Consider the following 12,298-nt stretch of genomic DNA (forward strand, 5'->3'; position numbering starts at 1 on the left):
CTGGTGATCGAGCTCACCCGCTGCACCATCGAAAGCTGACGCGCGCGTTCACGCGATCGCGGTCGGCCCCGCCGCGTCAGCGGTCGGCCCCGCCGCGCCGAGGGAACGCTCGGCCACGCGGTTGAGGTGGTACGCGAAAACCCTCCGCGCGTCCGGGGTGATGGTCGCCAGCGACACCATGCTCGTGAGGATGACGTCGCACAGCTCCTTCTCCACGTCGTCCCAGGTGTGGCTGGCGCCCTTCCGCGGATTCGCGCCCATGGCACCGTGAATGGCCTCGGCGACCTCCCCCGCCTCCTCCTGGATCTTCAGCACGCGCAACAGACGTGTCAGCTCGGGGGAGTTGGTGTTGTGGGCGTCGAGCCAATCCACGAGGCGCGCGATCGTGGTCCAGGTCGCCGAGTCCATGTGCTCACCGATTCGCGAGGGGGGTGGGGCACCGGCCGTCAGAGGAGGGTTTCCGCGGCTGGCGTGACGGACGGGTCGGACCCTACCAAGGGGTCGGCGACGGGAAGGGGGGAGTGCGGCCCGGCGCCCGCGCGACGGGTGCCGCCCGGCCCGGCGCCCGCGCGCCGCGCCTCACCGTTGCTCACGAGGGCGCTGGCCGGGTGCCCGCGGAGCGTGAACACGGAACGGGCGGGCCCGGGGGTCTCGCCGCTGGCCGCCTCGCGGGTCCGTCGGTGCGAAGTACTCCGGCGTGCGGAACAGGCCCGCGAAGGCTCCGGGGCCGTGCCGTGCGTCCAGCCACGCGCCCAGCTCCGCGACGTCCCCGCTGATGATGGCCGTGAGAAGGCGCGTGTGGCACTCCCTCTCTTCCCCAGGAGCGAACTCCTCGAGGAAGTGCGCGTACCGGCGATTGACGTCCTTCTCGTAGCCACGGAGAGCCGCCGCGTATCGCGTCTGCTCTTCGCTTCCCGGTATGTCCACCACGCGCCCGGCGTCCTCTTCCGTCAGCCTTCCCGTCACGTCCCGGAACGCGAGTGAGCCGAGAACATCTGAGGGTTCCGCCACGCCGAAGTTTTCTGCCATCTGCCGAGTGATGGCGCGGGCCTCTTTGTCGCACGCGCCTTCCATGATGATTCCCAGATTCCGCGTGTGGTGGCTTTCGCACGGGTCAGCAGCTGAGTAGGACTGTCCACTCGTGCGGCGGTAGTTGATTCCGTACTGAGTGCGGAAGGGCATGCCTGCCACTTCCACGTACCGGCGACGCGATCCATAGTGAAGGCAGTCATGCGTGTACGCGCGCAACAGGTCGAGAAGGGCCAACGTAGGACGCTCGGGATTTCTGCCTTCCATGGGCCCGTACATGGTGATGAGGGCCACCATCTGAAAATGCCGATACCCCTGGTCCGGGTGGTGAAAGCCGCCGAAGGCCCCGGCGCGCGAGGATTCACAGCCGACCAGTACGCGCTCAAGCGGCAGCATCTTCGCCAGCCCGTACCCGGCGTACCTGTGGGTGGCGATGTCGACGCCTACTCGGAAAGGCATGGTGCCGATTCCGTTTGCCTCCCACCCGGCGAGAATCTCAGGGAGAGGCCGGAACACGTGGGCGGGGTGCCTTCCCGTGAGCGATGACGCATCGGCGCGCATGGCCGTTAGTGCCACCATTGCCTCGGCGCCGGTTACGGACTCGTTCGGGGCGAGTTGGGTCAAGTCGGTGTGCCCGCCCTGATGAGTTGAACGTGAGACTCTTGCATCCCCTCCGGGAGCGCATCCGGGCTGAACCACTTCGCCTCCAGAATCTCGAAGCTGTTGAGCTTGAGAGTTCCACCCATGTGCAGCGCCTCGTAGGCGACTTCGACGCGGAGCTTATAGCCGCTGGTTACCTGGACCAGTCGCCCAGGAGCGACGTCAAGGCCAGTCTCTTCCCGAACCTCTCGGATGATGGTTCTCGGGAACTCTTCACTCTTGACCGCGTAACCGGTGGGAAGGCCCCATGGACGGTCAGCAGGCCACATGCGGTGCTTCAGCAACAGGACGTGACCTTGCTCGTTCCGCACCACACCCGTGACGCCGATCATGAATTTGGCATGCGTGAACCATAGGACGCGCCACTGAAGAGGGCCGCGGATCAGTTTCCAGGCTCGGGCAATAAGTCGTTTCATGTGCACCCTTTCGACAGGGCAAGCGCGAGGGCGCCTGCGACAGCTGCTTCAACCTGAACCGTAGGGAGCGGGTCACGCCCCGCTTCGCCTACTGGGCCCTGAGGCGGGCGGTCGCGGCCGGTACGCCTCGTACGGATGGCCGCCACGTTAGCGGCAGCAGGGTGCCAACTCACAGCTGATTGCACGCGATTGCGAGCGAGTCAGACGAGCAGGGCTGGCTTGGAGTGACCAGGACGACGGTTCGATGTGGCGGGCCGATGAAACACAGCTGATCACTGCCGATCCCATGAAGCCCACTGACAGGGCGGAGCTGTCTGACGCGTGGTGGGCGACGCTGACCGAATCCCTCGATGCTCTGGCCGCGCAAACGACCACCCGCGTGGCGACACCGGACACCGTGACCATTTCTCGGGAAGTGGTGGCCGAGGTCATTCAGAAGGCGTTTCCCGAGACCAGGATTGACATCAGCTTGGACGAGTGGGCAGCGGCACACGCTGACCTGAGCTGGGCCAACCTGACCACGCCGGAGTGTTACCTGTTGGACTGGGAAGACTGGGGGATGGCTCCGCGAGGGTTGGACTCAGCCAAGTTGTGGGTCAGCTCCCTCGATGTCCCGGAAGTGGCCGAGCGAGTGCGGCACGAAAGGCGGGGCGATCTTGGGAGCCGAACCGGCAAACTCATGTCGTTGTTCTACTGCTCGAAGCTCGTTCCCTATGTCGATGAAGGGGCGGCAGTTCGAAGGGAAGCGCGTCGGCTGCTTGAGGAGTTGGAGTCTCCGCGCTGACGCCTCAGCAGATCTTGGTATCTCGCCACGGCGCTTTCGTCCACCTCGGCGCCAAGGGAGTCCAGTAGCTCCCTGAGGTGCCTGGGATCATCAGAACCCACCGCTACGGAACTGACGCGGGGCAGGTAGTACGCCGCTCGGAATGCTACCTGGAGTCGCGAACAGACACGGGCGGAATCCCCACGGAGAAAGACCTTGGGGTTGATCTCTTCCCATATCGGGTCTGTGGCCTTGCCCCCGAAGGGGCTCATGCCCCAGACCGCAGCGGCGGGTAGGTGCCACCGCGCGGCCAGGGATTCGGAGGCGTCCAGGGTGTCAATGGCGACCAGCAGCCCCGAGCGGACCATGAGTACGTCAGGTCTCGGGGTGTCGCCGTCAACGAGGCACACGAGCGGACCCGGACGCCAGGAAGCGATCCCCCAAGCGCCGCAGAGCCCTTCCCGGGCAGCGTTCGCCAGCACCCCGCAGGCGAGCGTCAGACGGTCTCGCGCCACTTCCAAGGGAAGCCCTGAGACCGACTGTTCCGGGTTGTGCAGGAAGACGAGGTCAGGCGATCGCCCGAGGTCTCGGTTCGTCTTCTCCAGTGCGTAGCGAAGTCGGCCGGGGTCGAGGGAGTGAACAGCGCCGCCCGCCGCCCCAGGGAAGTAACCGACCTTGGTGGACACGCTGAAAGGGGCCAGCAGGTCACCGAAGCTCGCCAACGTCTGGTGAGCGGCGAAACCGTGGTAGTTGAACGCTGTGTCGATCGCCCGTATGCCCATGTCCAGCGCGGCATTCAGTGAATGTCGCTGGTAACGAGACCGGTGTAGCCCGAGGACAATTCTGGAGTGAGGTTTGCGCACAATTCTTCCTCCGTCAGGATCTCCGCCACCCGGTTGACCACATCGCCGACCAAACCGGCCGCTTGGGACAGATTGACCGGGTGGCCGCTCAGAAGGAGCCGCAACGCGGGAAGTGCCTTGGCCGCGAGGGTCACTTCCTTACCGGCCCCGACGACTTTCACGGTGCTCCCCTGTTCGATGATCTGGGGAGGGAACTCCGTAACGCACACGACGTTCTCCAGTGGCCCGAAGAGATCCACGAACGGCACGTGTCGGGCGGGCACGACATCCTTCTTGCGCGCGGCAAGGAAGTCGGCCGGGCCGCGCGATTCGATGAGTTGGACGGCGGCGTCCACCAGCTTATTGCGCTGGGTCTCTTGCCGCTCAGGATCGGCCGAGCGTCCAGGTCACGACGGAAGAGTTCGACTTCCCGGGACCAGTCGGCCAGCCATGAAAGCCAACCCACACCGCTTGGGTTGGTGAATCCGAAGGTCATATGGAGGCTGTGTCCTGAGTCCCGGCCACTACGGCTGGCCTTGTGCCAGTAGCCGCGCGGGATGTGTATGACGTCGCCTGGTTTCATCGTCCCATTCCAGATGACGTCTTGGCTCGGCTCGTCATTGCGGGCGGCGTCGCGGAACAGCGGTGTGGCCCGCTCCCAGACCTCCTGGAAAGCGTCGGTGCACCAGGCGGCCAAAGTGGTGTCGGCGACGAGGGTTCCCGCGAGATTCGATCTCGCGGGTGCGCGGCGCCGTCTCGCGCCTTCCCTGTGAGGGAGGTGAACGGCATGGTCGAGGGACGTGGCGAGGGGAACGGCCTGCGCGTCGCCGTGATCATCGGCTCGACCCGGCAGGGGCGCGCCGGGGGCGCGATCGGGCAGTGGTTCGCGGCGCACGCGCGCGGGCGCGACGACGTCGAGGTCGCGGTGCTCGACCTGGTGGACTTCGCGTTCCCCGCCAGGCTCCCCGACGAACCGACGCCCGCCATGCGCCGCTTCGCCGCCCGCCGTGGACCGGGCCGAGGCGTTCGCCGTTGTCACGCCCGAGTACAACCGCAGCTTTCCCGCCTCCCTCAAGCAGGCCATCGACGCGGCCTACGACGAGTGGCACGCCAAGCCCGTCGGCTTCGTCTCCTACGGCCTGCGCTCCTACGGCACGTGCGCGGTCGAGGCGTTGCGCGGGGTGTTCGCCGAGCTGCACACCGTGACCGTGCGCGACGTGGTCGGCATCGACCTGCTCGTCGACGCCGAACGCCGCACCGAGTCGCAGGCCAGGGCCGCCACCGCGCTCCTTGATCAACTCGTGTGGTGGGGCATGGCGCTGCGGGAGGCGCGCGCCAGGCGGCCCTATATGACCTGATGTGACCCAGCATGAGAATCGCACTAGTGTGCGGAACGATGAGTTTTCGCGTCCCGCCTGGTCCACCCGTTGAACCGAGCGGACGGACATCACACAGCAGAGGATCGAGATGAGTGAACGCACGGGCGGGCCCGCGATCGAAACGACGGGGCTCGTCAAGGTTTTCGGCGAGAAGCGCGCGGTGGACGGCATCGACCTCACGGTCCCGGCCGGGACCGTCTATGGCGTCCTCGGGCCCAACGGCGCGGGCAAGACCACCGCCGTCCGGATGCTCGCGACCCTGCTACGCCCCGACGGTGGCGAGGCGCGCGTCTTCGGCCACGACGTGGTGAAGGAGGCCGCGGCGGTGCGCGCCCGCGTGTCGCTGACCGGCCAGTACGCCTCGGTGGACGAGGACTTGACCGGCACGGAGAACCTGATATTGCTCGCCAGGCTGCTGGGCTACCGCAAGCCCGCGGCGCGCGAGCGGGCCGCGCGCCTGCTTGAGGCGTTCGGGCTCACCGAGGCCGCGGCCAAGCAGGCGAAGAACTACTCGGGCGGCATGCGGCGCCGCCTCGACATCGCCGCCAGCATCCTGAACACCCCCGACCTGCTGTTCCTCGACGAGCCCACCACGGGCCTCGACCCCCGCAGCAGGAACCAGGTGTGGGACATCGTGCGCGCCGTCGTCGCCCAGGGCACCACGGTCCTGCTCACCACCCAGTACCTGGACGAGGCCGACCAGTTGGCCGGGCGCATCGCGGTCATCGACAACGGCAAGGTGATCGCCGAGGGCACCCCGGGGCAGCTCAAGTCCTCGGTCGGCTCGGGCTCGATCCATGTGCGGCTGCGCGACGCCGACCGGCGCGCGGAGGCCCAGGGCGTGCTGGCCCGGGTCCTTCAGACCTCCGTGACCCTCGACCACGACCCGGTCGCCCTGACCGCGCGCGTCATGGCCGACGACGCGGCGGTCGGCCCCGCCGAGCGCGCCGCCCACGCGCTGGGGGAGCTGGCGGCCAGCGGCATCACGGTGGACGACTTCTCGCTCGGGCAGCCCAGCCTCGACGAGGTCTTCCTCGCCCTCACCGGCGACAAGCGCACCCGGCCGGGCGGGACCGGGGACAAGAGCGGCACGGACAACGCGAACGGCACCACGGACGGCACGGCGAACGGCACGGCGAAGCGGAAGCAGGAGGCCACGGCATGAGCACGGCGACCAACACGGAGGCCCGCACCGACGAGCGGTCGGACGAGGACGACGTCTACGTCCCGGCCACCGAGACCCTGGAGGCGGTGCTCTCCACGTCCGAACGCCCGCCGCGGCCCAGCGCGTTCTCCGCGTCCGTCACATTCGGCTGGCGCGCGATGCTGAAGATCAAGCACGTGCCCGAGCAGCTCTTCGACGTCACCGTCTTCCCGATCATGATGACGCTGATGTTCACGTACCTGTTCGGCGGCGCGCTCGCGGGCTCGACGAGCGAGTACCTTCAGTTCCTGCTGCCGGGCATCATGGTGATGAGCGTCGTGATGACCACGATGTACACCGGCGTCTCGGTCAACACCGACATCGCCAAGGGCGTCTTCGACCGCTTCAGGACGCTGCCGGTGTGGCGGCCTTCGGCGATGGTCGGGTATCTGCTTGGCGACATGTTCCGCTACACCATGGCGTCCGTGGTGATCCTGGTCGTCGGCCTGATCCTGGGCTACCGGCCCGACGGCGGGGTGCTCGGCGTGGTCGCGGCGATCGCGCTGCTCGTGGCGTTCTCGTTCGCGTTCTCCTGGATCTGGACGATGTTCGGGCTGCTGATGCGGTCGGAGAAGTCGGTGATGGGCGTCAGCATGCTCGTCCTGATGCCGATGACGTTCATGTCCAACATCCTGGTCGAGCCCGACACGATGCCCGGCTGGCTCCAGGCGTTCGTCGACGTCAACCCCGTCGCCATCCTGACCGAGGCCGCGCGGGGGCTGATGGCGGGCGACGCCGACGCGGGCGAGATCGGCTGGGTGCTCATCGCGGGCGCCGGGCTGATAGCGGTGTTCGGCACGCTGACGATGCGCCTCTACAACCGGAAGTGATCACAACGGGGAGCGGTCACAACGGGGAGCGGTCACAACGGGGAGCGGTCACAACGGGGAGCGGTCACGACAGGAAGTGATCACAAGAGGAAGCTGTCACGCGCCCGTTGACCGGTGGACTCCGCCTTGGCGGGGCCACCGGTGGGCCGCGTGAGGTGCCAGACCCGCGCCGGGGGGAGGTTCGGCCACACGGTGCGGCTGGTGGCCGTGTAGTGGCCTCGGTAGTCCGCGAGGACCTGCTCGGCCGAGTGGTGCCGCAGCGCCTCGGCGCGGGAGGCGAACAGCGCGCGGGCCCGGCGCGTGCCGCGGTAGGCGAAGTACGTCAACGCGCCGCCCGGGCGCAGCAGATCCAGATAGCGGCCCATGATCGCCTCGACCTGGTGCGGAGGGAAGTTGGCGAACGGCAGCCCCGAGACGATCACGTCGTAGCGGTGCCTCGTGTCCAGGTGCTCGACGAACACCTGGTGCACCCGCACCCGTTCGGCCCCCGCCGTCATCTCGCGCAGCCGGTCGGCGAACGTGGGGTTGGCCTCGACCACGTCGAGGCGGCTGCCCGCGGGGAGCCGCGGTAGCAGCACCCGGGTGACCGCGCCCGTTCCCGCGCCCGCCTCCAGGACGTCCAACGGGCGCCCCGCCGCCGCCACTACCGGCGCCGTCAGCGCCTTTGCCAGCGCGCGCCCGCTGGGGGCTATCGCGCCCGTGGTGCGCATGTCGCGGACCGCCTCGCGCAGAAACATCCAGCTCGCGGCGGGGCGCCGGGCGCCGGGGGTCCGTGCGCCGGGGGTCCGTGCGCCGGGGGTCCGTGCGCCGGGGGTCCGGGCGCCGGGGGTCCGTGCGCCGGGGGTGGTGCGTTCATCCATGCTTCCGACGCTAGGAATCCGCCCCCCACCTGCGGATCCGCCGTTCCGCCCCGGCGTTCACCGACGAAAGTAGGGGGTGGCCCCCGCGGATCGTCGAAGGGCCGCTGCCGATCATTGGCCGATCATTGGCCGATCGTCGGCCCGCGAACGGGACTTGATCGGAAGGGGGCGCCCACCCATAGTGTTGGGGCGCCGATCGGCGCCACGAGGGGGAGGAAGGCGGACATGCGGCCGCTGCGCGCAGACGATCCCGGGCACATCGCCGACTACCGCCTGCTCGGGAGACTGGGCGAGGGCGGCATGGGCGTGGTCTATCTGGCCAGGTCGCCGCGTGGCCGGATGGTGGCGGTGAAGACGATCCGCGCCGAGTACGCCGACATCCCCGACTTCCGCCGCCGTTTCGCCAAGGAGACCGCCGTCGCCCAGCGGGTCGGCGGGCGGTGGACGGCCGCCGTGCTCGCGGCCGACCCGGACGCGGCGCTGCCCTGGGTGGCCACGGAGTATGTCGCCGGGCTGACGCTCCACCAGGTGGTGGATGAGTACGGCCCGCTCCCCGAACACGCGGTGCGCGCCCTGGCCTCGGGGCTGGGCCACGCGCTGGGCGACATCCACGCCGCGGGGCTCGCGCACCGTGACCTGAAGCCGTCCAACGTCATGGTGACCATCGAACGCCCCAGGGTGATCGACTTCGGCATCGTCCGCGCCCTCGACCTCTCCGGCACCGGCGCCCTCACCACGACGGGGCTGACCTCGACCGGCGTGGTGATCGGCTCGCCCGGCTTCATGTCGCCCGAACAGGCGAGGGGCGAACGGCTGACCGACGCGAGCGACGTCTTCTCGCTTGGCGCGGTGCTGGCGTTCGCCGCCACCGGGCGGCCGCCGTTCCACGCGGAGGAGGGCCAGCCGCACGCCCTGCTCTACCGGGTGGTGCACGAGCCGCCCGACCTGGTCGGCGTCCCCGACGCGCTGCTCGGCCTGGTCGGGAGCTGCCTGGCGAAGGACCCCGCCGCCCGGCCGAAACCGGCCGAACTGCGGGAGCGGGACGAGGCGTTGCCCCGGCCGCCAGGGCCCTGGCTGCCCCCCGAGGTGCTGGCCCGCCTCGGCCAGGAGGCGGTGCGCCTGCTCGAACGCGACGACCCCGGCACCAGGACCGAGCCGGTGGCCGACGCCCCCACCGAGCCCGCGCGCCCGTCCGTTCCCCCGCCGCCCACGGCGCCGCTGCCCACGGCCCCTGATGGCGGCGTGCCGCCGCCGCGCGCCGAGGGACAGGGCCAGGGGGCGGGATCGGGAACGGGAACGGGGGGCCGTCGGCTCGCCGACCAACGCCGCGATGTCCGGGGCTGGTCGCGCACGGACGCGTACCGCAGGGTCCTCTACGGGATGCTGACGTTCCTGGCCCTGGCCTCGTTGGCCAGCACGGCCCATCTGCTGAGCGGTCTCGCCGGGTCGGGAAGGTCCGAGGCCGTCGACCGCGTCGGCGACCTGTGGATCTGGGAGCTGGGCATAGGGGACCGGAGCCAGCGGGGGATGACCTATGTCCTGCTGGGCGCCAGGGCGTTGGCGGCCGCGGGGCTCGTGGTGTGCTGGCTGCTCTGGTTCCACCAGGTGCGCGCCACGGCGGAGCGCTTCGTGCCCGGTGGGCTGCGGTACCAGCCACGCACGGCGGTGACCAGCTGGTTCGTTCCGATAGGGAATCTCTTTCTGCCCAAGCAGATCGCCAACGACGTCTGGCACGCCTCAGGGCCACCCCGCCCTGGCGGCGGCATGGGCCCCGCCGCACCGCTGCACGCGTGGTGGTTCCTCTGGCTGGTCACCTTGCTGACCTGGCCCGCGTTCTGGACTCCCTGGTTCGAGACGATCAACAGGAGGAGCGACCAGATGTTCTTCTGCGAGACCCGCGACGCCGAAGGCGACTGCCGCTATGTCGAGGACATCGGCTACTGGTACGAGTTCGAGCCGCTGACATGGCTCATCCTGGCCGCCCATCTGCTGGTCGTGCCCGCCGTGGTCGTAACGGCGCTCTATGTCCGTCGGCTCACGGCCCTTCAGACGGCCAGGGCGCGGGGCTGAGCGGCGCGGCCGACCGGTGCGGCCGACCGGTGCGGAGGGCGTTGGTCGGCTTGGCGCGGGGAAGCGGACCGCGCCCGTCCGGAATGTCTCGCGGTCAGTAGGATGCCCGCGTGGGCAGGAGAGAGAGCGCGACATGGGGTCGGCGCGGGCGCCGCGTCGCGGTGGTGCTGCTGACGGCCCTGGCCGCGAAGCACGCCGTGTCGGCCGCGGACGGCGCGTTTCTCACGCCGGGTGTCGCCGCCGTGCTGCTGTGCGGCGCCGTCCTGTTCACGAGCCGCGGCCACTGGCTGATCGCGCCCGTGCTCGCCACGGTGTCGGCGGGGATCTGGGGCTGGCCGCTGCTTCCGCTGCTGCTGCTCGTGCTGTTCGAGCTCGCCGCGCAGCGCCGCGCCGCCGCGGCCCTTGGCTTCGCCGCCGCCGCGGTGGGGGCCAACACACTGGTGGGTCCCGATGTCTCGCTGTGGGCGCCGCAGAAGTACGGCTCGTGCGTGCTCCTGACGATGGCCGTGGTGGGCGGCCTGTGGATGGGCAACCGCCGCCGCCTCGTCGAGGCCCTCAACACGCGCGTCGAGCACCTGCGCACCGAGCGGCGGCTGCGCGAGGAGGCCGCGCGCAGCGCCGAACGGTCCGCGATCGCCGCCGAGATGCACGATGTCCTCGCCCACCGCCTGAGCCTGATCGCCCTGCACACGGGGGTGTTGATCAACAGGAAGGACGCCCTGCCCGCCCCGGTTGTCGAACGCCTCGCGCTGCTGCGCACCGCGTCCACCGAGGCGCTGGCCGACCTGCGCGACGTCCTGGGCGCGCTGCGCGAGCCGGGCGCCGCGTCCGACGACGCGGCGCCCGTTCCCGTGCTGCGCGACGTGCACGAGCTGGTCGCGCAGGCGCGCGCCGCGGGCCAGCCGGTGTGGATCACGGTGCAGGGCGCGCCCGAACAGGCCCCGGCCGCCCACCGGTTGGCGGTCTACCGGGTGGTGCAGGAGGCGTTGACCAACGCCCGTAAGCACGCCGAGGGTTCGCCGGTGCGCGTCCGCATCGACCACGGGCCGCCCGCGACGCTCGTCGAGGTCGTCAACGAGCCCGGCGTCGGGTCCGCCGACGCGGTGCCATCGGGCTTCGGCCTGGTGGGCCTGCGTGAACGCGTCGCGGCGCTCGGCGGCCACCTGCACGCCGGTGCGAGCGGCGCGGGCGCGTGGCGCGTGGCCGCCCGCATCCCGCACCCGCCGCCCCCGTCGTCGACGCGGACGCCGACACCGGCGCCGACGCCGACCGTGGGGCGGCAGTCCCGCGAGTCCGACACGTCCTGCTCGGGCGAGCGGTACCGCGTCGCGTGGTGGAGCGGAGCCCGCGCATGAGCCCCGCCGTGGGCCGCGCCGCGAGCACCGCCGCGAGCACCGCCGCGATCCGCGCCATGATCGTCGACGACGACGCGCTCGTCCGCCTCGGCCTCGCCGACCTCCTCGAGGGCGACGACGGCATCGAGGTGGTGGCCCAGGCGGCCGACGGCCTCGGCGCGGTCGAGCAGGCCACCGCGCACCGCGTGGACGTGGCGCTCGTCGATGTGCGCATGCCGCGCATGGACGGCATCACGGCCACGGCGCGCCTGCGCGAACTCCCGTATGCGCCACGGGTGATCACGCTCACGACGTTCGACCTGGACGAGTACGTCTACAACGCGCTGGCCGCGGGGGCCGACGGGTTCCTGCTGAAGGACACCGACCCCGCCGAGATCCTGCGCGCGGTGCACCTGGTCGCCGCGGGCTCGGCGATGCTCCACCCGGCCGCGGCCCGCCGCCTGATCGACCGCTACCACCGCACGAATCCGCCGGGGGCGGCCACGGCCCGCGCGCGCCTCGAACGCCTCACGCCCCGCGAGCGCGACGTCCTGACGCTGCTGGCCAGGGGCGACACGAACGCCGACATCGCGGCGAGCCTCGGCATGCGCGAGAGCACGGTGAAGGCGCATGTCAGCAGGATCCTCACGGCGTTGGAGGTCACCAACCGCGTGCAGGCGGCCCTGCTCGCGCACGACGCGGGGTCGTCCGCGACATCGTCGTCTGCGACGGCTCCGACGTTGCCCCGCGCGTAGCCGCGCGTCGCGCGGCGGGTGTGCGCGTTGCGCCTGCGGCGCCGCTGCGCTGGCGCGCACCGTTGCGCGGCTGTGCCGGTGGCGGTCAACGTCGTTGGTGGCCCACGGCACGTGCCCCGCTGCGCCGTTGGCGTTGTTCATGGCGCGCGACCGTGC

The 12,298-nt window shown here is 70.3% G+C and carries 12 protein-coding genes and 2 pseudogenes; 7 read left to right on the forward strand and 7 right to left on the reverse strand.

The features are described from left to right. Positions 1-48: 48 nt before the first annotated feature. The 3 genes from DEH69_RS19220 to DEH69_RS19230 all read right to left on the reverse strand — a co-directional run bounded on the left by DEH69_RS19220 (position 49) and on the right by DEH69_RS19230 (position 2,105). Complete coding sequence (locus tag DEH69_RS19220; protein ID WP_113688226.1) at positions 49-408, reverse strand: MazG-like family protein; 360 nt, start codon at positions 406-408, stop codon at positions 49-51. A gap of 171 nt (positions 409-579) precedes the next feature. Continuing rightward, on the reverse strand, positions 580-1,590 hold the full coding sequence (locus DEH69_RS19225) for a hypothetical protein (protein WP_258534775.1): 1,011 nt from the start codon (positions 1,588-1,590) through the stop codon (positions 580-582). Positions 1,591-1,649: 59 nt separating this feature from the next. Further along, positions 1,650-2,105, reverse strand: a complete 456-nt coding sequence (locus DEH69_RS19230; RefSeq protein ID WP_113688227.1) for an NUDIX domain-containing protein — start codon at positions 2,103-2,105, stop codon at positions 1,650-1,652. Between the two features lie 244 nt (positions 2,106-2,349). Between DEH69_RS19230 and DEH69_RS19235 the strand changes: the two genes are divergently transcribed. Next, positions 2,350-2,889, forward strand: coding sequence for a hypothetical protein (locus DEH69_RS19235; protein ID WP_113688228.1), 540 nt, complete (start codon positions 2,350-2,352; stop codon positions 2,887-2,889). On the opposite strand, the gene DEH69_RS19240 is transcribed toward DEH69_RS19235, so the two are convergent. The 3 genes and pseudogenes from DEH69_RS19240 to DEH69_RS33485 form a co-directional block, all read right to left on the reverse strand. Next, positions 2,817-3,650 carry an aldo/keto reductase gene (locus DEH69_RS19240; RefSeq protein WP_113688229.1) on the reverse strand — a complete coding sequence of 278 codons (834 nt, stop codon included), beginning with the start codon at positions 3,648-3,650 and terminating at the stop codon, positions 2,817-2,819. The genes DEH69_RS19235 and DEH69_RS19240 overlap by 73 nt on opposite strands. A 14-nt stretch (positions 3,651-3,664) precedes the next feature. Then, on the reverse strand, positions 3,665-4,066 hold the full coding sequence (locus DEH69_RS32885) for a hypothetical protein (protein WP_258534793.1): 402 nt from the start codon (positions 4,064-4,066) through the stop codon (positions 3,665-3,667). 170 nt (positions 4,067-4,236) lie between these two features. Then, positions 4,237-4,293 (reverse strand): annotated as a pseudogene (locus tag DEH69_RS33485) (hypothetical protein); the annotation flags it as partial. Positions 4,294-4,497: 204 nt separating this feature from the next. Here DEH69_RS33485 and DEH69_RS19250 point away from each other — a divergent pair. The 3 genes and pseudogenes from DEH69_RS19250 (at position 4,498) to DEH69_RS19260 (ending at position 7,123) form a co-directional block, all read left to right on the forward strand. Further along, positions 4,498-5,068 (forward strand): annotated as a pseudogene (locus DEH69_RS19250) (NADPH-dependent FMN reductase). 109 nt (positions 5,069-5,177) lie between these two features. After that, the gene (locus DEH69_RS19255; protein WP_113688230.1) at positions 5,178-6,254 is read left to right on the forward strand and encodes an ATP-binding cassette domain-containing protein; all 1,077 of its coding nucleotides are present in this window, start codon (positions 5,178-5,180) and stop codon (positions 6,252-6,254) included. Further along, positions 6,251-7,123, forward strand: a complete 873-nt coding sequence (locus DEH69_RS19260; protein WP_113688231.1) for an ABC transporter permease — start codon at positions 6,251-6,253, stop codon at positions 7,121-7,123. Before DEH69_RS19255 ends, DEH69_RS19260 begins: the two co-directional genes overlap by 4 nt. Before the next feature lie 80 nt (positions 7,124-7,203). Here the strand turns inward: DEH69_RS19260 and DEH69_RS19265 are convergent, their stop codons facing one another. Next, positions 7,204-7,860, reverse strand: a complete 657-nt coding sequence (locus tag DEH69_RS19265; RefSeq protein ID WP_258534789.1) for a class I SAM-dependent methyltransferase — start codon at positions 7,858-7,860, stop codon at positions 7,204-7,206. Positions 7,861-8,208: 348 nt separating this feature from the next. Here DEH69_RS19265 and DEH69_RS19270 point away from each other — a divergent pair, with 348 nt between their 5' ends. The 3 genes from DEH69_RS19270 (at position 8,209) to DEH69_RS19280 (ending at position 12,142) form a co-directional block, all read left to right on the forward strand. Continuing rightward, positions 8,209-10,053 (forward strand): DUF4328 domain-containing protein, encoded by a 1,845-nt coding sequence (locus tag DEH69_RS19270; protein WP_113688233.1) that lies wholly within the window; start codon positions 8,209-8,211, stop codon positions 10,051-10,053. A gap of 110 nt (positions 10,054-10,163) precedes the next feature. Then, positions 10,164-11,408, forward strand: coding sequence for a sensor histidine kinase (locus DEH69_RS19275; protein ID WP_258534776.1), 1,245 nt, complete (start codon positions 10,164-10,166; stop codon positions 11,406-11,408). Beyond that, the gene (locus tag DEH69_RS19280; RefSeq protein WP_258534777.1) at positions 11,405-12,142 is read left to right on the forward strand and encodes a response regulator transcription factor; all 738 of its coding nucleotides are present in this window, start codon (positions 11,405-11,407) and stop codon (positions 12,140-12,142) included. Before DEH69_RS19275 ends, DEH69_RS19280 begins: the two co-directional genes overlap by 4 nt. Positions 12,143-12,298: the final 156 nt, after the last annotated feature.

This window comes from Streptomyces sp. PT12 (assembly GCF_003311645.1).
Classification (GTDB): domain Bacteria; phylum Actinomycetota; class Actinomycetes; order Streptomycetales; family Streptomycetaceae; genus Streptomyces.